The organism is Citrobacter sp. Cpo061 (genome assembly GCF_030332845.1).
In the GTDB taxonomy this organism is placed as follows: Bacteria; Pseudomonadota; Gammaproteobacteria; order Enterobacterales; family Enterobacteriaceae; genus Citrobacter; species Citrobacter portucalensis.
This window is the reverse complement of record NZ_JAOWHB010000043.1, coordinates 164,950-185,738: the sequence shown is the minus strand read 5'-3', so window position 1 is coordinate 185,738 and position 20,789 is coordinate 164,950. Positions and strand designations below refer to the sequence as shown.

The following is a 20,789-nucleotide window of genomic DNA, read 5'->3' as shown; positions in this document are numbered from 1 at the left end:
ATTGCCCGGTCGTCAGTTAAGCGTAGACATTCGCTTCGGTGTCGGGTGAGTAAAGCGTGCGGTTGATCACGTTTTAATGCTGAGCAAAATTTAAAGAATCAGACTATCCCAATGAAAATAATGGATAATTCAAAGTTCTGCATGATCTGAATATATTCCATTTTCAGAGCATTCGATTGCAACGAGGTGTGAACAGAGACAGGTAACGCCTTATCTCTATAATAGGCGCAGGCTATTCTATTGATAGTTCTCCTCCATGTAATTGCTTGATACTTATCAAAATAGTAATCCCCTTATTTCCTATGATGGTCAGGTCTGACAAAGACTGTGCATTAATTATTCTAATTTTTCTGGGTCACAATAACTCACAACGGTGAGGGTAAAATAATGAAAATCATTACCCGTCTTACCGCGATTGCCATAGCTGGCATCGTGATTTGTTATTTTGGATTATCCGGTTATGTGTGGTATCACGATAATCAACGTAGCAAACAGGCTGATGTTCAGGCCTCTACGCTGGAAGAAAATAATAAGGTATTAGGATTTTTACGCGAAAAAGGATGCGATTATTGTCACACGCCTTCAGCTGAATTACCTTTCTATTCTTCTTTTCCTGTCGCTAAGCAGTTGATGAATTATGATATTCAACTGGGATACAAATCATTCAATCTTGAAGCCGTTCGTGCGGCGCTGGTCGCAGATAAACCCGTTTCGCAAAGCGACCTGAATAAAATTGAATGGGTGATGCAGTACGACACCATGCCGCCAACGCGATATACCGCGCTGCACTGGGCCGGGAAGGTCAGCGATACGGAGCGAGCCGAGATCCTGGGCTGGATTGCGAAACAGCGTGAGCAGTATTACGCCAGTAACGATACCGCCGCGCAGCATCGTAATGAACCGGTACAACCGATACCGGAAAGCATCCCAACCGATGCCCGCAAAGTAGCGCTTGGCTTTACGCTTTACCACGACCCGCGTATTTCAGGTGACAGCACGATTTCTTGCGCGCATTGCCACGCCCTGAATGCAGGCGGCGTGGATGGCCGGAAAACGTCGATCGGCGTAGGCGGCGCCGTTGGCCCGATTAATGCGCCGACGGTGTTTAACTCGGTCTTCAACGTTGAACAATTCTGGGATGGTCGTGCGCCAACATTGCAGGCGCAGGCAGGCGGCCCGCCGTTGAACCCTATCGAAATGGCGTCTAAATCCTGGGATGAAATTATCCAGAAACTGGATAAAGATCCGCAATTGAAGCAAGAGTTTATTGCGGTTTATCCGCAGGGATTCAGCGGGGATAATATTACCGATGCGATTGCTGAGTTTGAGAAAACGCTAATTACGCCAAATTCGCCGTTTGATAAATGGCTACGCGGCGATGAAGCGGCGTTAACTGCTCAGCAGAAACATGGCTATCAATTGTTTAAAGATAATAAGTGTGCGACCTGTCATGGCGGTATTATTTTAGGCGGGCGCTCATTTGAGCCATTGGGGTTGAAAAAGGACTTTAATTTCGGTGAGGTCACTGCCGCAGATATTGGCCGCATGAACGTCACTAATGAATTACGTGACAAGCTGCGTCAAAAAGTCCCGGGCTTGCGTAACGTTGCGCTGACCGCGCCTTATTTCCATCGCGGTGATGTGCCTACGCTCGATGGTGCGGTAAAACTGATGCTGCGTTATCAGGTGGGTAAAGAACTGCCGCAGGAAGATATCGACGATATCGTGGCGTTCCTCGAAAGCTTAAACGGCGTGTATACGCCATATATGCAGGGTAAATAAGAGAAAACCGGATGGCAAAGTACCATCCGGTTTATTTATTGCTTAACGCATGGTAACGAATTCTTCTGCCGCCGTTGGATGAATCGCAACGGTGTTATCAAAGTCTTTCTTGGTTGCGCCCATTTTCAGCGCGACCGCGAAGCCTTGCAGCATTTCGTCCATGCCAAAACCAATACCGTGAATACCGACAATTTTCTCTTCCGGACCGACGCAAACCAGCTTCATGCGGCATGGCTGACGGTGTGTGGTGACAGCGGTATACATTGCGGTAAATGATGATTTATACACTTTCACCTGGTCATCGCCGTGCTGTTCGCGAGCCTGCTGCTCGGTCAGGCCCACGGTGCCAATTGGCGGGTGGCTGAAGACCACGGTCGGGATGTTGTTGTAGTCCAGATGCTCGTCCGGCTTGTTGTTAAACAGACGCTCGGACAGGCGACGGCCCGCGGCAACGGCAACCGGCGTCAGCTCAACGGCACCGGTATTGTCGCCGACGGCATAAATACCCGGCACGCTGGTGTTCTGGAATTTATCAACGACGATGTAGCCTTTTTCGTTGGTTTTCACGCCGGTAACAGCCAGATTGAAGTTGTCCGTTTCTGGCTCACGACCAATCGCCCAAATCAGGCAGTCCACTGTTTCGCTACGACCATCTTCCAGTTGCAGGGTCAGGCTGCCGTCAGCGTTTTTAACAACCGCTTTTGGAATCGCGTGAGTATGCAGAGTCGGGCCTTCGGCGTTCATTACCTCAACCAGCGTCTCGACAATCATCGGGTCAAAGCTACGCAGCGGCGCGTGTTTGCGTACGAACAGGTGCGTTTGGGCACCCAGGCCGTTAATCACACCAGCCAGCTCAACGGCAATGTAGCCTGCACCAACAACCGCCACGCGTTCTGGTAACGCTGGCAGCTCAAAGAAACCATTAGAATCAATACCGTATTCCGCGCCAGGGACAGCCGGGCGACTCGGGCGACCACCAGTGGCAATCAAAATATGATCGGCAGTGATGATTTCACCATTCACTTCAACGGTTTTTGCATCAACGAAGCGCGCAAAGCCTTTGATCACATCGACATTATTTTTGCCCAGCACGTTGTCGTACGAGGTATGAATACGATCGATATAAGCGGTACGCGTGGCGATCAGTTTATCCCAGTCGAACTTATTGATGGTGGTGTCGAAACCGTAATCCGGACCGTACATGTGGATCGCTTCGCGGACCTGTGCGGCATGCCACATCACTTTCTTCGGTACGCAGCCAACGTTAACGCAGGTGCCGCCTAACTCTTTGGCTTCAATCAGTGCGCATTTTTGACCGTACATTGCTGCACGGTTAATGGAGGCAATACCGCCGCTGCCGCCGCCAATAGCGATGTAATCATAGTGCTTGGTCATGACCGCTCCTTTATGTTCATTGTAGGGCGGAGAAGCGTTACGCCATCCGCCAAAATATTCGCGATTGTATACCTGATATTAAAAGGTTCCACCGATGGCTGTGATTACTCCGGCACTATCCAGCTTACGGAAGTATGCCCGGTTCCTGTCGGAACCAGTTTGCTGTGCAACCACGGCAGGACGTTGTTCATCTGCTGCTCCAGCTTCCACGGTGGGTTAATCACAATCATGCCGGATGCCGTCATGCCGCGCTGATCGCTGTCCGGGCGTACTGCCAGCTCAATTTGCAGAATTTTGCGGATGCCGGTGTCTTCCAGTTCGTGGATCATGCGCTTGATTTGTTGGCGCAGAACCACTGGATACCACAACGCATAGGTGCCGGTCGCGAAACGTTTGTAGCCTTCGTTAATACCGGTCACTACTGCCTGGTAGTCGCTTTTGATTTCGTAGGGTGGATCGATAAGGATCAACCCACGACGGGAAACCGGCGGTAATTTTGCTTTCAGCTGCTGATAACCATCGGCTTTGGCCACGCGAGCGCGCTCATCTTTCTGGAATTCGCCGCGCAGCAGAGGGAAGTCGCTCGGGTGCAGTTCAGTTAATTGCAGGCTGTCCTGTTCGCGCAGCAGCTGGCGAGCAATTAACGGAGAGCCCGGGTAGTAGCGCAGCTGACCGCTACGGTTGAAGTGATGCACCACGCCAATGTAGGGTTCCAGCTCGGCAGGCAAATCGTCCTGCTGCCAGATACGCGCGATCCCTTCCAGGTATTCACCGGTGCGTTCGGCATGCTCACTGCTCAGCTGATAACGGCCAGCACCAGCATGGGTGTCCAGATAAAGAAACGGTTTTTCTTTCTCTTTGAGCGATTCAATGATCAGGCTCTGAACGGTGTGTTTAAGGACGTCGGCGTGGTTGCCTGCGTGATAACTGTGGCGATAACTGAGCATGGGTAATGAAATTCCGCTGAAATGACGATTTGCCACAGTTTACAGCAGATCGGCACAGATTACCCGCAGGCCCGGTAAGAGCAGCGCCACCGGGCGTCTTTCCATCACGGTTAGCATTGAAATCCTCTACACTTAACCCCATTGTACAAATTAATATGCACAGCGCCGGATACGCGCTTCATTCACTCTTTTCAACAGGACCGCGCTAATGACCAATCCATTGCTGACTCCCTTCGAACTGCCGCCGTTTTCTAAAATTCAGCCAGAGCACGTTGTGCCTGCCGTCACTAAGGCGCTGAACGATTGCCGTGAAAATGTTGAGCGAGTGGTTGCGCAGGGCGCGCCGTACACCTGGGAAAATCTCTGCCAGCCGTTGGCAGAAGTCGACGATGTGCTGGGGCGTATTTTCTCTCCTGTTAGCCACCTGAATTCGGTGAAAAACAGCCCGGAACTGCGTGAAGCCTACGAACAAACGCTGCCGCTGCTGTCTGAATACAGTACCTGGGTTGGACAACATGAAGGCCTGTACAAAGCGTACCGCGACCTGCGTGATGGCGATCATTACGCCACCCTGAACACCGCACAGAAAAAAGCGGTTGATAACGCGCTGCGCGATTTTGAGCTTTCTGGTATTGGTCTGCCGAAGGAAAAACAGCAGCGCTATGGTGAGATTGCCACCCGCCTGTCTGAGCTTGGCAATCTGTACAGCAATAACGTCCTCGATGCTACGATGGGCTGGACCAAGCTGGTGACCGACGAAACGGAACTTGCCGGGATGCCGGAAAGCGCGCTGGCCGCCGCAAAAGCGCAGGCTGAAGCCAAAGAGCAGGAAGGCTATCTGTTAACCCTGGATATCCCAAGCTACCTGCCGGTGATGACCTACTGTGATAACCAGGGGCTGCGTGAAGAGATGTATCGCGCATACTCCACGCGCGCATCTGACCAGGGGCCAAACGCGGGCAAATGGGACAACAGCCCGATAATGGAAGAGATCCTCGCGCTGCGCCACGAACTGGCACAACTGCTGGGCTTTGAAAGCTACGCCTTTAAATCTCTGGCTACCAAAATGGCGGAGAACCCGCAGCAGGTACTCGACTTCCTGACTGATCTGGCGAAACGTGCCCGTCCGCAGGGTGAGAAAGAGCTGGCTCAACTGCGCGCCTTCGCGAAAGCGGAATTTGGTGTTGATGAGCTGCAGCCGTGGGATATCGCTTACTACAGCGAGAAACAAAAACAGCACCTCTACAGCATCAGCGACGAGCAGCTGCGTCCTTACTTCCCGGAAAACAAAGCCGTTAACGGTCTGTTTGAAGTGGTTAAACGTATTTATGGCATCACCGCCAAAGAGCGCACCGATGTTGACGTCTGGCATCCGGAAGTTCGTTTCTTCGAGCTGTACGACGAAAACAACGAGCTGCGCGGCAGCTTCTATCTTGATCTGTATGCCCGTGAACACAAACGCGGTGGGGCGTGGATGGACGACTGTGTCGGCCAGATGCGCAAGACAGACGGCACATTGCAAAAGCCGGTCGCTTACCTGACCTGTAACTTTAACCGTCCGGTGAACGGTAAACCTGCGCTGTTTACCCACGATGAAGTGATCACCCTGTTCCACGAGTTCGGCCACGGTCTGCACCATATGCTGACCCGTGTCGAAACCGCGGGCGTTTCCGGTATCAACGGTGTGCCATGGGATGCGGTCGAACTGCCGAGCCAGTTTATGGAGAACTGGTGTTGGGAGCCGGAAGCGTTGGCGTTTATCTCTGGTCACTTTGAGACCGGTGAGCCGCTGCCGAAGGAACTGCTGGATAAAATGCTGGCGGCGAAAAACTACCAGGCAGCGCTGTTTATTCTGCGTCAACTGGAGTTCGGTCTGTTTGATTTCCGTCTGCACGCGGAGTTTAACCCACAGCAAGGGGCTAAAATCCTCGAGACGCTGGCGGAAATTAAAAAACAGGTCGCCGTGGTGCCGGGCCCAACGTGGGGCCGCTTCCCGCATGCCTTCAGCCACATTTTTGCTGGTGGCTACGCAGCGGGTTACTACAGCTATCTGTGGGCAGACGTACTGGCGGCAGATGCCTTCTCTCGCTTCGAAGATGAAGGGATTTTCAACCGTCAAACCGGACAATCGTTCCTCGATAACATCCTCACCCGTGGCGGTTCTGAAGAGCCGATGGAACTGTTCAAGCGCTTCCGTGGCCGCGAGCCACAGCTGGATGCAATGCTGGAGCATTACGGGATCAAAGGCTGATTATTCACGTGAAAATCTGCTTAGTAGATGAAACAGGCGCCGGAGACGGCGCCTTATCTGTTCTTGCCGCCCGCTGGGGACTGGAACACGATGAAGATAACCTGATGGCGCTGGTGATGACGCCGGAACATCTGGAACTGCGCAAACGTGATGAACCCAAACTCGGCGGTATCTTCGTGGATTTCGTGGGCGGTGCGATGGCCCATCGGCGCAAATTTGGCGGTGGACGCGGTGAAGCGGTGGCGAAGGCGGTTGGCATTAAAGGCGATTACCTGCCGGATGTGGTCGATGCAACCGCAGGGCTGGGGCGCGATGCGTTTGTACTGGCCTCGGTAGGCTGCCGCGTACGAATGCTGGAACGTAATCCGGTGGTTGCGGCACTGCTCGATGATGGCCTGGCGCGCGGCTATGCCGACCCGGAAATCGGTCCGTGGCTGCAGGAACGTTTACAGCTGATCCATGCGTCGAGTCTGACGGCGTTAACCGATATCACGCCGCGCCCGCAGGTGGTGTACCTCGATCCGATGTTTCCACATAAGCAGAAAAGCGCGCTGGTGAAAAAAGAGATGCGGGTGTTTCAGTCGCTGGTGGGGCCGGATTTAGATGCGGATGGGCTGCTGGAGCCTGCGCGTCAGTTGGCCACCAAACGTGTGGTGGTGAAGCGCCCAGACTACGCGCCGCCGCTGGCGGATGTCGCCACGCCGAACGCGGTAGTCACGAAAGGGCATCGGTTTGATATCTACGCTGGGACAGCATAGTTTGTAGATCTGTGCGCTGTGCTGCCTGATGTGCTGCGCTTATCAGGCCTACGGCAACGTGTGGTTTGTAGGCCGGATAAGGCGTTAGCCGCATCCGGCTTGGTGCGCTGTGCTGCCTGATGTGCTGCGCTTATCAGGCCTACGGCAGCGTGTCTTTGTAGGCCGGATAAGGCGTTAGCCGCATCCGGATTGGTGCGCTGTGCTGCCTGATGTGCTGCGCTTATCAGGCCTACGACAGCGTGTCTTTGTAGGCCGGATAAGGCGTTAGCCGCATCCGGCATAACCTATTAAACAAACGGTGCCAGCGGGTCGGCAATCTCAAATGCTACTGCTCGGTCTGCTTTCGGTGGGTAAATCAGCTCGCTGACAATCGACACCTTCAGCTTCTTCGCTTCTGCGCGCGTCAGTTTCACCTGTTGATCCCATCCTTCGCTATACACCGCACCCCAGGCACCAAGATCCAGGCAGGTGACGTAGTTTTCCTGACGATATGGCAATGGCGTTACGTCCAACAGGTCCGCCGCAGCGTTATTACCGGCAAATTTACCCAACAAAATAGCGTGCTGACAGGTCATTAACGCATGGTTGCCTTTGTCGTCGGTGGCGGCATAGGCCACATCGCCAGTGGCGTAGATATCATCGTGACCCACAACCTGCAGATTAGCATTCACATGCAGACGGCCCTGGCGATCGCGCGGGGCATTAATCTGTGCTGTCAGGTTATTAGCCTGCACGCCGACGGTCCAGATAACCGTCTGAGAGGCAATCACCTGCCCATCTTTCAGCGTGACGCCAGAGGCATCCACGCACTCTACTTCCGCATTGACCAGCCACTCGACGCCCAGTTCAGCAGAGGCTTCGATAATCACGTCACGTAATTCCTGGCTCCAGCGTCCGCCTGGCTGAGCACCGCGTTCAACTACGACAACTCTGGTCTTAGCATCAGTGCCCAATATTTCGCGCAAACGACCGGGTAATTCCAGCGCCATCTCTATCCCGGTGAAACCACCACCACAGACCACCACGGTATTACGAGCCTCACTTTCCGGTTGTAATGCCAGCTTGTTAATGTGCTGCTCCAGTACGGCGGCGCTCTCGAGTTGGTCGAGGTCAAACGCGTGCTCGGCGGCACCGGCAACGGCGTCGCGGTTTACGTGACTTCCGCTGGCGAGCACCAGGCGGTCATAGCGACGCAGATGAGTGTCACCGTTGGCATCTTTCCAGCTCACCTCTTTAGAGTCCGGGAGGATTTGCTCGACGTGACCTTGCAGGAAGTTGACGCCGGTAACGTCAAACAACGGTTGCAGTGGTGCGACCAGCGTATGAACGGCACTTTCATAAAAGCGTGGGCGGACACGCAGCTCCGGTTGTGGCGCAATTACTGTAATATCAATGGCCTGCTGATGTTTATCCGCCAGTCGTGCGGCGCTTAATGCTGCCCACATACCGGCAAAGCCGGCGCCCACGATCAGAATTTGTTTACGCATTGGGGTTTTCTCACTGGTGACTACGAATTATTTACTCGGATTTTATTTGTCGTAGTTATGAATTGCAATGCGATCGAGATCCTTTTTGCCTCAAAGGGTGGTGTTTTTTGATTATCTGTTTGATAAATATGTATTTAAAGTTCTGTTTTGAAAAGGGGTTACTTTGCTGTCTGGAATGAATGAGATGAAAAAGCTACAATAAACTCAGATTCATTTTGGCTGAGATAAGAGAATGGCATTCTACAGTTCGGGAGTTGAGTACGGCATTCATAGCCTGATGTGTATGGTCGACAGTAAGGGCGATGCGCGGGATATGAGCGTGCGGGAAATAGCCGAACTGCAAAGCGTACCGTATGACTATCTGGCAAAAATTTTCACCCGTCTGTCCAAAGCGGGTCTGGTGCGCAGCATTGAAGGCAAAGGTGGCGGTTTCCAGTTAGCTAAACCCGCTGAACACATCACGGTGCTGGATGTGGTGAATGCTATTGATGGCGATAAGCGCATCTTTGAATGTCGTGAAATTCGCCAGCGGCTGGCGGTATTTGAGGAGCATCCACCCGAGTGGGCCTGTGAAGGCATTTGTGGTGTGCGTTCGGTAATGGACATGGCCCAGCAGCGAATGGAAGAAGCGCTCGGCCAGCATACGATTCTGGACTTGGCGCGCAAAATGTACCGTAAAGCACCGGACACTTTTGTGGTGGAAGTGCAGGAGTGGATAGACGCGCGTAAAGGGTAGTGAGTGAAAATGCCCGATAGCGCAAGGCGAACGGGCATGTTGAATGTAGGCCGGATAGGGGCAATAGCCGCCATCAGGCACTGAAGGTTATTGCTCGGTGCTCGGCGTATTAATCATGCGGTTCAGCCATGGCACCATAATCGCCATCACGACCGTTACGGCCAGGGTGACAAGGCCAATCTTACTGAAGACGTTGGTATAGATAGGCTGCGTTTGCAGCGGGTCGGTGATGTTCTCTGGTACGGCGGTGAACGTAGCGACATAACCCCCCATCAGGAAGGCTGCGGCCTGCGTCAGGAACCACATCCCAAGAATGAAGCCCATCAGGTGTTGTGGCACGAGAGCGGCGACCATAGCCAGTCCCAGGGCGCTAATCAGCAGTTCACCCAGGCTCTGGAACAGATACACCAGCACGATAAACCACGGCGACGTCAGCCCTTGTGCATCGGCAAACCACATCCCGGCAGCGGCGGCCGTCAGGAAGCCCAATGAGCACAGGAACATACCGAGCGTAAATTTCATCGGCATGGTCAGGTCTTTGCCTTTGTTGCCCAGACGGGTATAGATTGCGGCCAGTACCGGACTCGCCAGTACCACCCAGAACGGGTTCAGCGCCTGGAAGCTCACCGGGTTGATGGCGAAACCCAGAATTTCATGGTGTACGTTATTGATCGCAAAGAAGTTTAGCGATGTCGGCATCTGCGCGTACAGCACGTAGAACACCACCGCTTCCAGCATCAGGATAAAGGCCACGAACATCTTGTTGCGCCCGGTTTTATCCAGTTTGAATGCCTGACGGAAGAAGATGATGGTCACGGCAATCGACAGGACGATCAGCACCAGGTTGGCAATCTGCACGTTGTGCATCAGCCAGGCGCAGATAAATACCATCACTACCGTACCGGCCAGCACGTACAGCAGGTTACGGAAGTTCAGTGGCTTATGGTCTGGCTCAGAGCCGATATTTTTCACCATTCCGCGGCAGGCAAAGTATACCAACAGCGCGACGATTAGTCCGGCTCCGCACAGGTTGTAAGTCACAGCGTAGCCAAACTTATCGGCAATCACCGGCGCCAGCGACAGTGACAGCAGCGAACCGATGTTAATCGACATATAAAACAGGGTGAAAGCACCGTCCAGACGGGCGTCTTTCGGGGGATAACATTTTGACAGCAGGCTTGCCGGGTTGGCTTTAAATAGCCCGTTACCAACGGCAATGGTACCCAAAGCAATAAAGATCAGATCCGGCTTAAGCAGCGACATCCCGGTCATGAAGTAGCCGATTGCCAGCACAATGGCACCGAGTACCAGCGTGCGCTTGGTGCCTAACAGGTGGTCGCCGACGTAGCCGCCGATCGAGATCAGGCCGTAAACCAGTGCGGCAAAGGCACCAAAGGTGACAAATGCCTGTTCTTGTGAAAATCCGAGCTGCTTAACAAAAAATACCGCCAGGATGCCCTGTACGCCGTAATAGCCAAATCGTTCCCATAATTCCACAAAGAAGATCATGAAGAACGGACGAGGTTGCTGCAGCAAGCCCGTAGGTGCAGTTTTATTCATATTCCATCGCCTTTCAAAGCCATCCCGAAAAGTATGAACGCGTATGCTTAAACGCGCCGAAAAAGTCTTATTTTGTTATAGACTGCGGTTATTGGCCGCAAGGGTAGAGTATTATAGAGATAGTTTTCGATCCAATTAGTTGATCACACTAATTATGATTTGTTTGTTGGATTGATGTACTAATTGTGACCGAATGATAAAAACAAAAACGCCCGCGAAGGCGGGCGTTTACAGGCTTAACGACTTGCAGTGGGCCGGGTTAACTTCCGGCGGCAAGCATTTTATGCTTCTTCGTCGTCACGCAGCGGAACAATCAACATGTCGACGTGGACGGTGTTGATCAGTTGGCGCGCGGAGGACATCAGTTTGCTCCAGAAATCCTGGTGGTGACCACAGACGACCAGATCCATGTCGTATTTTTTGATGGCATCAACCAGAACCTGACCCAGGTCGCCGCTACCGCTCAGGGTTTCGGTGATAGGGTAGCCTGCATTGGTGGACAGCTCGGTTAACGCGTGGTGGGTTTCTTCAGAAATGCGTTTCTGCATGTCGCCCAGATTCACGTCGATGAGCCCGGTGTACAGGTCGGAATAGTTTACGTCAACGTGGATAAGGGAGACTTTAGCATTGTAAGGTCGCGCCATAGAAACCGCTTTTTCAACCAGAACTTTGCTTTCCGGAGAAAGATCAACCGCGATAAGAATGTGTTTATAAGCCATAGTGTTACTCCTTCCATAAGTTGTCGATGACTAGCCTGCTGGCGTTATATGCCGCCGCGTCATCCGCGTCCTGCGAACCTTGTGCGCGGGGCTAGCCCAGTCGTAAAAAACGTACCATATAAGGACTATCCTTACATTATAGCGACCAGGATAATCCGTCAATCCGCCTTGCTTGCCAAATAGTTAAACAAATTTTTTAGTTAATTGCATTGATAGCGATTAACCTTATGGCAAAAAAATTAACTAATCTCCTACACTATCTAAAGAGGCGTTCGGATGCGTGATACTAACACGAACGGTTTCGGCTGCACTCTTCATTGAATGGTTTGGCAGGGTATCGGGGAGCGGTAGTCCCGGAAAGGAGTTCCGTGGGCGGGTCGCCGGGGAGGAGGTATGATAAGCACCATTGCATTATTCTGGGCTTTATGTGTCGTTTGCATTGTTAATATGGCGCGCTATTTTTCTTCGCTACGCGCACTGTTAGTGGTACTTCGTGGTTGCGATCCATTACTTTACCAGTATGTAGATGGAGGGGGCTTTTTTACCTCGCATGGGCAACCGAACAAGCAGATGCGTCTGGTGTGGTATATCTACGCTCAGCGTTACCGCGATCATCATGATGATGAATTTATTCGCCGCTGTGAGCGGGTTCGCGGTCAGTTCATTCTCACCAGCGCGCTATGCGGCCTGGTGCTAATCAGCATGGTTGCGCTGATTATCTGGCACTGATGCCAACAACAGATACAAAAAAAGCGGATCAGCTTCCTGACCCGCTTTTTTACCGTGCATTCGCTTAGATAAGCTTCAGGGAGAGCCAGTACAGCACCCCGGAAAGAATAATCGCAGCTGGCAGGGTGAAGACCCAGGCCATCAGAATGCTGGTTACCGTTTTACGCTGCAATCCGCCGCCATCAACAACCATCGTCCCCGCAACGGAAGAGGAGAGAACGTGGGTGGTGGAAACGGGCATACCGGTGTAGCTGGCGAGACCGATAGAGACTGCGGCGGTCATCTGAGCCGACATCCCCTGGGCATAAGTCATGCCTTTCTTACCGATTTTCTCGCCGATGGTGGTGGCAACACGACGCCAGCCAATCATCGTACCAATACCCAGCGCCAGTGCGACGGCCATAATGATCCAGATAGGCGCGTACTCAATGGTGCTCAGCATGTCAGCTTTCAGTTTTTTCAGCAGACGCTGATCGTCAGCGCTTACGCCAGGCAGCTTAACCACTTTATCGGTGGTATCAGAGATGCACAGCATAATACGGCGCAGCTGACCACGCTGTTCGACGCTTAATTTGTCGTAGGTTTCCAGGTTCGCCAGCATACCTTTCGCACGTTCCAGCGCGTTGATGGTATTCGCCGGGTGGCAATGGAACTCTGTCGTCGTCGCGGGTGCCGCGTCCGTCGGGGACGGAATCAGCTGGTCTACGCCTGTGGCCTGTTTAAGCAGGTCAGGGCGCTGCTGGAAGAAGACTTCGACGTTATTGATTGCATCACGGGTACGGGTAATCTCGTAACCGGAAGCATTCATATTCACCACGAAGCCTGCAGGGGCTACGCCAATCAGCACCAGCATCACCAGACCAATGCCTTTCTGCCCGTCGTTAGCGCCATGAGAGAACGCTACGCCGATAGCGGAGAGGATCAGTGCGATACGGGTCCAGAACGGCGGCTTTTTCTTGCCATCTTTCTTTTCACGTTCTGCTGGCGTCAGGTGGATACGGGCACGTTTTTTTGTACCGCTCCAGTAACGACGCAGAATGAAAATAAGACCGCCTGCAACCACCAGACCAACAATTGGCGAGATGATAAGCGAAGCAAAAATACCGATAACTTTCGGAATGTTAAGTGCGTCCACCACCGAGGTGCCGGTCATCAGTGCATTGGTTAAACCAATACCGATAATGGCGCCAATCAGCGTGTGGGAGCTGGATGCAGGTAAACCAAAGTACCAGGTACCCAGGTTCCAGATAATTGCCGCCAGCAGCATGGAGAACACCATGGCAAGGCCATGTGACGATCCCATATTAAGCAGCAGATCCGTTGGTAGCATATGCACGATGGCATACGCCACGCTGAGACCACCCAGCAAAACACCAAAGAAGTTGAACAACGCAGCCATGACCACCGCCAATTGCGAACGCATTGCACGGGTATAGATCACGGTTGCGACAGCATTGGCTGTATCATGGAAGCCGTTAATTGCTTCGTAGAACAGCACAAAAGCCAGAGCAAGCAATAGTAAAAGCCCGGTATGTAAATCCAGGCCAGCAAACAAATGTAGCATAGGACGTTACGCCATTTTGAGGACATGAACGCGGCGCATTATCAGTGACTTTGGCGGCGCGGGCAAAGTGAAATATAGAGTTTTTTTGATTTGTCTCCTGCTTTGTTTTACACCACTAAAGAATTATCCTATATATTTCAGTTAAATACCCTTTATCGGTAGTTTGGTGCTGGTGCGACCACTGAGGAATCTTTACAATTCACACCCGCTTTTTAGAGAGGATCGCAACGTGGAAAGGTTTGATACCGTTATTATAGGCGCTGGCGCAGCGGGTATGTTTTGTGCCGCGCAGGCAGGACAAGCAGGTAGTCGAGTACTGCTTATTGATAATGGTAAAAAGCCAGGACGCAAGATTCTCATGTCTGGCGGGGGACGCTGCAACTTTACCAATCTTTATGTCGAACCGGCCGCCTATTTGAGCCAAAACCCCCATTTTTGCAAATCGGCACTGGCGCGTTACACGCAGTGGGATTTTATCGACCTAGTGGGCAAACACGGTATTGCCTGGCATGAAAAAACGCTGGGTCAGCTGTTCTGCGATGATTCCGCTCAGCAAATTGTCGATATGCTGGTAGACGAGTGTGAAAAAGGTAACGTAACTATGCGGTTACGGAGCGAAGTCCTGAGCGTGGTGCAGGATGATGAAGGTTTCACCCTCGAACTGAACGGCATGACGGTCGGCACGAAAAAACTGGTTATCGCTTCCGGTGGGCTTTCCATGCCGGGTCTGGGGGCAACGCCGTTTGGTTATAAAATTGCCGAACAGTTTGGTCTGAAGGTGTTGCCAACGCGCGCGGGACTGGTGCCCTTTACGTTGCATAAGCCACTGCTGGAGCAGCTTCAGGTGCTCTCTGGCGTGTCGGTCTCCTCCATTATCACCGCCGAAGACGGCACAGTATTTCGTGAAAATCTGCTCTTTACACACCGAGGACTTTCGGGCCCAGCTGTTTTGCAGATTTCCAGTTTTTGGCAGCCAGGCGAATTTGTCAGCATTAATTTGTTGCCGGATGTTGACCTGGCGAGCTTCCTCGACGAACAACGTAGCGCACACCCTAACCAGAGCTTAAAGAACACCTTAGCAATGCAGTTGCCAAAGCGTCTGGTGGAATGCCTGCAGCAGTTAGGGCAAATTCCTGACGTGTCTCTGAAGCAGCTTAACGTGCGCGATCAGCAAACGCTGGTTGAAACGCTGACCGAGTGGCGGGTGCAGCCGAACGGTACGGAAGGGTATCGTACCGCTGAAGTCACGTTGGGCGGCGTCGATACCAACGAGCTGTCATCGCGCACGATGGAAGCCCGCAAAGTGCCAGGGCTCTACTTTATCGGCGAAGTGATGGACGTCACCGGCTGGTTGGGAGGCTATAACTTCCAGTGGGCATGGTCGAGTGCCTGGGCATGTGCGCAGGATTTGGTATCTGAATAAGCGAAGACGATACGTTGAGCGTGGACCCGCTGCGTTTTACATAAAGCTCACTTGTGAAATTTGCCCGGTAAATGGATTGCCGGGCACGGTTTTTTGCCTGCAACATACCTGCTACAACCGAATAGACATATTGAATCCAGGTGTTAGTATTCAATAGACAGCAGTAATGAGTATGCGTGTTTCATTTCCGGCCAGGAACGCTGATGATGACAACATTACTACCCGATATCACAGCATTTTCATCATTCACTTCCTTCGCGGCGCAGGTTGCTTACATGCCTGTCTGCTCTCTGGCCATTGTTTCTCATTCCTTCTTATCCCGGATGGAATCCCCCGCTGAATAGCTGTTCAGTGGGCTTTGTGACACGCATCGTTTGATAACAGGGATTACGGCGGGTCGAATATGGATAAGTTTAAACGTCATATGATGTGGTGGGTGGCGGGCATCCTGGTCGTGGTGGCCGCGATAGCATGGTGGATGCTTCGTCCTGCGGGAATACCGGAGGGGTTTGCAGCCAGCAACGGCAGAATTGAAGCCACTGAAGTGGATATTGCCACCAAAATTGCCGGGCGAATTGACACGATCCTCGTGTCGGAAGGGCAGTTTGTTCGTCAGGGCGAAGTGCTGGCGAAAATGGATACCCGCGTGCTGCAGGAGCAGCGGCTGGAAGCGGTAGCCCAAATCAAAGAGGCCGAAAGTGCGGTGGCGGCGGCGCGGGCGCTGTTAGAGCAGCGGCAAAGTGAAATGCGCGCCGCGCAGTCGGTGGTAAAACAGCGTGAGGCGGAACTGCAGTCGGTCTCTAAACGCCACGTCCGCTCCCGTTCGCTATCTCAGCGTGGGGCTGTGTCTGAGCAACAGCTGGATGACGACAGGGCTGCGGCAGAAAGCGCACGCGCTGCACTGGAATCCGCAAAGGCGCAGGTCTCTGCGGCAAAAGCCGCAATTGAAGCCGCCCGCACCAGTATCATTCAGGCGCAAACCCGCGTAGAAGCCGCGCAGGCTACCGAACGTCGTATTGCGGCTGATATTGATGACAGCGAGCTGAAAGCCCCGCGGGATGGTCGCGTACAGTACCGCGTAGCTGAACCTGGCGAGGTGCTTTCCGCGGGCGGTCGCGTGCTGAATATGGTCGATCTCAGCGATGTCTACATGACGTTCTTCTTGCCAACCGAACAGGCTGGTTTACTGAAGATTGGCGGAGAAGCGCGTCTGGTGCTGGATGCTGCGCCGGATCTGCGTATTCCGGCGACCATCAGCTTTGTGGCTAGCGTCGCGCAGTTCACGCCGAAAACGGTCGAAACCAGCGATGAACGGCTGAAACTGATGTTTCGCGTCAAAGCGCGTATCCCGCCAGAGCTGTTGCAGCAGCATCTGGAGTACGTGAAAACCGGTCTGCCGGGCATGGCGTGGGTGCGTGTTGATGAAAGTCGCGCCTGGCCTGACGACCTGGTGGTGAGGTTGCCGCAATGACGCATCTGGCGCTGGTTCCCGTTCCTCCCGTGGCGCACCTTGACGGCGTGAGTCAGCATTACGGGAAAACGGTAGCGCTGAACAATATCACGCTGGATATCCCTGCCCGCTGTATGGTGGGGTTGATTGGCCCGGATGGTGTCGGAAAATCGAGCCTGCTGTCGCTCATCTCCGGCGCTCGGGTCATTGAACACGGCAACGTGATGGTGCTGGGCGGCGATATGCGCGACCCAAAACATCGCCGGGATGTCTGCCCGCGCATTGCCTGGATGCCGCAGGGGCTGGGGAAAAACCTGTATCACACGCTGTCGGTATATGAGAACGTCGATTTCTTTGCCCGCCTGTTTGGGCATGACAAAGCGGAGCGTGAGGCGCGGATTACCGAGCTGCTGAATAGCACCGGACTGGCACCGTTTCGCGACCGTCCTGCCGGGAAACTCTCGGGCGGGATGAAGCAAAAGCTGGGGCTGTGCTGCGCGTTAATCCACGACCCGGAACTGTTAATTCTCGATGAACCCACCACCGGGGTCGACCCGCTGTCCCGCGCCCAGTTCTGGGATCTGATTAACAGCATTCGCCAGCGGCAGACCAACATGAGCGTGCTGGTTGCGACCGCTTATATGGAAGAAGCCGAGCGCTTTGACTGGCTGGTGGCGATGAACGCCGGGGAGGTGTTAGCTACCGGGAGCGCGCAGCAGCTACGTGAGCAAACCAACAGCAACACGCTGGAGCAGGCGTTTATCGCGCTGTTACCTGAAGCCCAGCGCCAGGCGCATAAACCGGTAGTGATCCCGCCGTATCACGCTGAGCAGGAAGAGATTGCCATCGAGGCGAAAAACCTGACCATGCGCTTCGGTAAATTTGTGGCGGTGGACCACGTTAACTTCCGCATTCCGCGCGGGGAAATCTTCGGTTTTCTCGGCTCCAACGGCTGCGGTAAATCCACCACCATGAAAATGCTCACCGGACTGCTGCCCGCAAGCGAAGGCGAGGCGTGGCTGTTTGGGCAAGCGGTTGACCCGAAAAATATCGATACCCGCCGCCGGGTAGGCTATATGTCGCAGGCATTTTCGCTCTACAACGAGCTGACCGTCCGGCAAAACCTCGAACTACATGCGCGGCTGTTCCATATCCCCGAAGCAGAAATCCCTGGGCGGGTGCAGGAGATGAGTGAGCGCTTTTCGCTGACCGATGTCGAAGATGCGCTGCCCGGTGCGCTGCCGTTGGGGATCCGTCAACGCCTGTCGCTGGCGGTGGCGGTGATCCATCGCCCGGAGATGCTCATTCTTGATGAACCGACCTCCGGGGTCGATCCGGTAGCGAGGGATATGTTCTGGCAACTGATGGTTGATCTGTCGCGCCAGGACAAAGTGACCATTTTTATCTCCACCCACTTTATGAACGAAGCGGAGCGCTGCGACCGCATGTCGCTGATGCACGCCGGAAAAGTACTGGCCAGCGGTACGCCGCAGGAGCTGGTGAAACAGCGTGGAGCTGCCAGTCTGGAAGAGGCGTTTATCTCCTGGTTGCAGGAAGCGGCAGGCCCGGCGCCGGAAGCTCAGTTAGCGCCAGCCAATGTCCAGACAGTGCATGAAAACAGTAAGCCGCCGCGGCAAGGCTTTAGCCTGCGGCGCTTGTTCAGCTACAGCCGTCGTGAAGCGCTGGAGCTGCGACGTGACCCGGTACGTTCAACGCTGGCGCTGATGGGCACAGTGATCCTGATGCTTATCATGGGCTACGGCATCAGCATGGATGTGGAAAACCTGCGTTTTTCGGTGCTCGATCGCGACCAGACCGTCAGCAGCCAGGCGTGGACGCTGAATCTGGCGGGATCGCGCTATTTTATCGAGCAACCGCCGCTCACCAGTTATGACGAGCTGGACAAACGGATGCGTTCAGGTGAAGTTGCGGTAGCAATTGAAATTCCGCCAAATTTTGGCCGCGATATCGCGCGTGGAACGCCGGTGAAGATTGGCGTCTGGGTCGATGGCGCAATGCCAAGCCGCGCTGAAACGGTCAGGGGTTACGTGCAGGCGATGCACCAGACCTGGCTGCAGGATGTGATGGCGCGCCAGCCAAATGCCAGCGGGCAAAACGGGCTGATGACCATTGAAACTCGCTATCGTTACAACCCGGATGTGAAGAGTCTACCGGCGATTGTTCCGGCAGTGATCCCACTGCTGTTGATGATGATCCCTTCCATGCTCAGCGCCCTCAGCGTGGTGCGTGAGAAAGAGCTGGGGTCGATTATCAATCTGTACGTTACGCCCACGACCCGCAGCGAGTTTTTACTCGGCAAACAGTTGCCGTACATCGTGCTGGGCATGCTGAACTTCCTGCTGTTGTGCGCGCTGTCGGTGTTTGTATTCGGCGTTCCGCATAAGGGGAGCTTTGTGACCCTGACGCTGGCTGTGCTGCTGTACGTCACCATTGCCACCGGGCTGGGGCTGTTAATCTCCACGTTTATGAAAAGCCAGATCGCGGCCATTTTTGGTACGGCGATTATTACGCTGATCCCGGCGACGCAGTTTTCCGGAATGATCGACCCAGTTGCCTCGCTGGAAGGGCCGGGTCGGTGGATTGGTGAAATTTATCCGACCAGCCATTTTCTGACCATCACGCGCGGAACGTTCTCTAAAGCGTTGGATCTGACCGATCTCTGGCAGCTGTTTATTCCGCTGGCGGTAGCCATTCCGGTGGTGATTGGTCTGAGCGTATTACTGCTGAAAAAACAGGAGGGGTGATGCGCCGATTACGCAATATTTATAACCTCGGCATCAAAGAGTTGCGCAGCCTGTTGGGTGACAAAGCGATGCTGACGCTGATCGTCTTCGCCTTCACGATTTCGGTTTATTCTTCCGCGACCGTCCTGCCGGGTTCGCTGCATCTGGCACCGATTGCTATTGCCGATATGGACCAGTCGCAGTTGTCGAATCGGATTGTGAACAGCTTTTATCGCCCGTGGTTTTTACCGCCGGAGATGATCACTGCCGATGAAATGGATGCCGGGCTGGACGCCGGGCGCTATACCTTCGCCGTAAACATTCCGCCTGATTTTCAGCGTGATGTGCTGGCCGGACGACAACCGGATATACAGGTTAACGTCGATGCCACGCGGATGAGCCAGGCGTTTACCGGCAACAGCTATATCCAGAATATCATCAGCGGCGAGGTGAACAGCTTTGTGGCGCGTTACCGCGATAACAATGAGCCGCCGGTGGCGCTGGAAATGCGCATGCGCTTTAACCCTAATCTGGAACCCGCCCGCTTTGGTGCGGTGATGGCGATTATCAACAACATCACCATGTTGGCGATTGTGCTGACCGGTTCGGCGCTGATCCGCGAACGCGAGCACGGGACCATTGAACATCTGCTGGTGATGCCGGTGACGCCGTTTGAGATCATGATGGCAAAAATCTGGTCGATGGGGCTGGTGGTGCTGGTGGTTTCCGGTCTGTCGCTGATGCTGATGGTAAAAGGCGTGCTCGGGGTGCCGATTGAAGGTTCGATACCGTTGTTTATGCTGGGCGTGGCGCTGAGCCTGTTCGCCACCACCTCGATCGGCATTTTTATGGGCACGCTGGCGCGCTCCATGCCGCAGTTGGGGCTGCTGATGATTCTGGTGCTGCTGCCGTTACAGATGCTCTCAGGTGGCTCCACACCGCGTGAAAGCATGCCGCAGGCGGTGCAGGACATTATGCTGACCATGCCGACTACCCATTTCGTCAGTCTCGCGCAGGCGATACTTTATCGCGGCGCCGGGTTTAGCATTGTCTGGCCGCAGTTTCTGACGCTGCTGGCGATTGGCAGCGCGTTCTTCCTGATAGCACTGCTGCGTTTCAGAAAGACGATTGGTACGATGGCGTAATCATTATTGCCGGGGGCGCTTCGCTTGCCTGGCCTACAAACGGTAACGGACGTAGGCCGGATAAGGCGTAGCCGCCATCCGGCATCCCGCAACGAAACA

15 protein-coding genes are annotated in these 20,789 nt (G+C 53.8%); 9 read left to right on the top strand and 6 right to left on the bottom strand.

Annotation, left to right across the window (positions count from 1 at the left end):
• Nucleotides 1–387: 387 nt before the first annotated feature.
• The gene (locus OGX97_RS13535) at nucleotides 388–1,782 is read left to right on the top strand and encodes a cytochrome-c peroxidase (RefSeq protein ID WP_008786400.1); all 1,395 of its coding nucleotides are present in this window, start codon (nucleotides 388–390) and stop codon (nucleotides 1,780–1,782) included.
• A 42-nt stretch (nucleotides 1,783–1,824) separates the two neighbouring features.
• On the opposite strand, the gene gorA is transcribed toward OGX97_RS13535, so the two are convergent.
• Both gorA and OGX97_RS13525 read right to left on the bottom strand, forming a co-directional pair.
• On the bottom strand, nucleotides 1,825–3,177 hold the full coding sequence (gorA, locus tag OGX97_RS13530; protein WP_235126225.1) for a glutathione-disulfide reductase: 1,353 nt from the start codon (nucleotides 3,175–3,177) through the stop codon (nucleotides 1,825–1,827).
• Nucleotides 3,178–3,281: 104 nt separating this feature from the next.
• Nucleotides 3,282–4,124: a 23S rRNA (adenine(2030)-N(6))-methyltransferase RlmJ gene (locus tag OGX97_RS13525; RefSeq protein ID WP_235126227.1), complete on the bottom strand. Its 843-nt coding sequence runs from the start codon at nucleotides 4,122–4,124 to the stop codon at nucleotides 3,282–3,284.
• 208 nt (nucleotides 4,125–4,332) lie between these two features.
• Between OGX97_RS13525 and prlC the strand changes: the two genes are divergently transcribed.
• Both prlC and rsmJ read left to right on the top strand, forming a co-directional pair.
• Nucleotides 4,333–6,375 carry an oligopeptidase A gene (prlC, locus tag OGX97_RS13520; protein ID WP_128316464.1) on the top strand — a complete coding sequence of 681 codons (2,043 nt, stop codon included), beginning with the start codon at nucleotides 4,333–4,335 and terminating at the stop codon, nucleotides 6,373–6,375.
• A gap of 8 nt (nucleotides 6,376–6,383) precedes the next feature.
• A complete protein-coding gene (gene rsmJ / locus OGX97_RS13515) occupies nucleotides 6,384–7,133 on the top strand; it encodes a 16S rRNA (guanine(1516)-N(2))-methyltransferase RsmJ (protein WP_003827462.1) in 750 nt (249 codons plus the stop codon).
• Nucleotides 7,134–7,420: 287 nt separating this feature from the next.
• Here rsmJ and OGX97_RS13510 read toward each other — a convergent pair whose 3' ends face one another.
• Nucleotides 7,421–8,620, bottom strand: a complete 1,200-nt coding sequence (locus OGX97_RS13510; protein WP_235126230.1) for an NAD(P)/FAD-dependent oxidoreductase — start codon at nucleotides 8,618–8,620, stop codon at nucleotides 7,421–7,423.
• Nucleotides 8,621–8,852: 232 nt separating this feature from the next.
• Between OGX97_RS13510 and OGX97_RS13505 the strand changes: the two genes are divergently transcribed.
• Nucleotides 8,853–9,356 carry an RrF2 family transcriptional regulator gene (locus OGX97_RS13505; protein ID WP_003023361.1) on the top strand — a complete coding sequence of 168 codons (504 nt, stop codon included), beginning with the start codon at nucleotides 8,853–8,855 and terminating at the stop codon, nucleotides 9,354–9,356.
• Nucleotides 9,357–9,443: 87 nt separating this feature from the next.
• Here OGX97_RS13505 and dtpB read toward each other — a convergent pair whose 3' ends face one another.
• Nucleotides 9,444–10,916 (bottom strand): dipeptide/tripeptide permease DtpB, encoded by a 1,473-nt coding sequence (gene dtpB, locus OGX97_RS13500; RefSeq protein WP_286592493.1) that lies wholly within the window; start codon nucleotides 10,914–10,916, stop codon nucleotides 9,444–9,446.
• 281 nt (nucleotides 10,917–11,197) lie between these two features.
• Nucleotides 11,198–11,635, bottom strand: coding sequence for a universal stress protein UspA (gene uspA / locus OGX97_RS13495; RefSeq protein WP_003023368.1), 438 nt, complete (start codon nucleotides 11,633–11,635; stop codon nucleotides 11,198–11,200).
• Between the two features lie 393 nt (nucleotides 11,636–12,028).
• On the opposite strand from uspA, the gene uspB reads away from it, so the two are divergent.
• Nucleotides 12,029–12,364 (top strand): universal stress protein UspB, encoded by a 336-nt coding sequence (gene uspB, locus OGX97_RS13490; protein WP_003023371.1) that lies wholly within the window; start codon nucleotides 12,029–12,031, stop codon nucleotides 12,362–12,364.
• Nucleotides 12,365–12,428: 64 nt separating this feature from the next.
• Here uspB and pitA read toward each other — a convergent pair whose 3' ends face one another.
• A complete protein-coding gene (pitA, locus tag OGX97_RS13485) occupies nucleotides 12,429–13,928 on the bottom strand; it encodes an inorganic phosphate transporter PitA (RefSeq protein ID WP_003827471.1) in 1,500 nt (499 codons plus the stop codon).
• A 229-nt stretch (nucleotides 13,929–14,157) separates the two neighbouring features.
• Between pitA and OGX97_RS13480 the strand changes: the two genes are divergently transcribed.
• The 4 genes from OGX97_RS13480 (at nucleotide 14,158) to OGX97_RS13465 (ending at nucleotide 20,690) form a co-directional block, all read left to right on the top strand.
• Nucleotides 14,158–15,351 carry an NAD(P)/FAD-dependent oxidoreductase gene (locus OGX97_RS13480; protein WP_235126232.1) on the top strand — a complete coding sequence of 398 codons (1,194 nt, stop codon included), beginning with the start codon at nucleotides 14,158–14,160 and terminating at the stop codon, nucleotides 15,349–15,351.
• 403 nt (nucleotides 15,352–15,754) lie between these two features.
• Nucleotides 15,755–16,822 carry an HlyD family secretion protein gene (locus OGX97_RS13475; RefSeq protein WP_003827499.1) on the top strand — a complete coding sequence of 356 codons (1,068 nt, stop codon included), beginning with the start codon at nucleotides 15,755–15,757 and terminating at the stop codon, nucleotides 16,820–16,822.
• Nucleotides 16,819–19,566 carry a ribosome-associated ATPase/putative transporter RbbA gene (gene rbbA / locus OGX97_RS13470; RefSeq protein WP_279850869.1) on the top strand — a complete coding sequence of 916 codons (2,748 nt, stop codon included), beginning with the start codon at nucleotides 16,819–16,821 and terminating at the stop codon, nucleotides 19,564–19,566. The genes OGX97_RS13475 and rbbA overlap by 4 nt, the downstream gene beginning before the upstream one ends.
• The gene (locus OGX97_RS13465; RefSeq protein WP_020996068.1) at nucleotides 19,566–20,690 is read left to right on the top strand and encodes an ABC transporter permease; all 1,125 of its coding nucleotides are present in this window, start codon (nucleotides 19,566–19,568) and stop codon (nucleotides 20,688–20,690) included. Before rbbA ends, OGX97_RS13465 begins: the two co-directional genes overlap by 1 nt.
• Nucleotides 20,691–20,789: the final 99 nt, after the last annotated feature.

What these genes read in the sequence shown, in the direction of transcription:
- OGX97_RS13535 (WP_008786400.1), top strand. Translation starts at nt 388, where the DNA reads ATGAAAATCATTACCCGTCTTACCGCGATTGCCATAGCTGGCATCGTG.
- gorA (WP_235126225.1), bottom strand. Translation starts at nt 3,177, where the DNA reads ATGACCAAGCACTATGATTACATCGCTATTGGCGGCGGCAGCGGCGGT.
- OGX97_RS13525 (WP_235126227.1), bottom strand. Translation starts at nt 4,124, where the DNA reads ATGCTCAGTTATCGCCACAGTTATCACGCAGGCAACCACGCCGACGTC.
- prlC (WP_128316464.1), top strand. Translation starts at nt 4,333, where the DNA reads ATGACCAATCCATTGCTGACTCCCTTCGAACTGCCGCCGTTTTCTAAA.
- OGX97_RS13510 (WP_235126230.1), bottom strand. Translation starts at nt 8,620, where the DNA reads ATGCGTAAACAAATTCTGATCGTGGGCGCCGGCTTTGCCGGTATGTGG.
- OGX97_RS13505 (WP_003023361.1), top strand. Translation starts at nt 8,853, where the DNA reads ATGGCATTCTACAGTTCGGGAGTTGAGTACGGCATTCATAGCCTGATG.
- dtpB (WP_286592493.1), bottom strand. Translation starts at nt 10,916, where the DNA reads ATGAATAAAACTGCACCTACGGGCTTGCTGCAGCAACCTCGTCCGTTC.
- uspA (WP_003023368.1), bottom strand. Translation starts at nt 11,635, where the DNA reads ATGGCTTATAAACACATTCTTATCGCGGTTGATCTTTCTCCGGAAAGC.
- uspB (WP_003023371.1), top strand. Translation starts at nt 12,029, where the DNA reads ATGATAAGCACCATTGCATTATTCTGGGCTTTATGTGTCGTTTGCATT.
- pitA (WP_003827471.1), bottom strand. Translation starts at nt 13,928, where the DNA reads ATGCTACATTTGTTTGCTGGCCTGGATTTACATACCGGGCTTTTACTA.
- OGX97_RS13475 (WP_003827499.1), top strand. Translation starts at nt 15,755, where the DNA reads ATGGATAAGTTTAAACGTCATATGATGTGGTGGGTGGCGGGCATCCTG.
- rbbA (WP_279850869.1), top strand. Translation starts at nt 16,819, where the DNA reads ATGACGCATCTGGCGCTGGTTCCCGTTCCTCCCGTGGCGCACCTTGAC.
- OGX97_RS13465 (WP_020996068.1), top strand. Translation starts at nt 19,566, where the DNA reads ATGCGCCGATTACGCAATATTTATAACCTCGGCATCAAAGAGTTGCGC.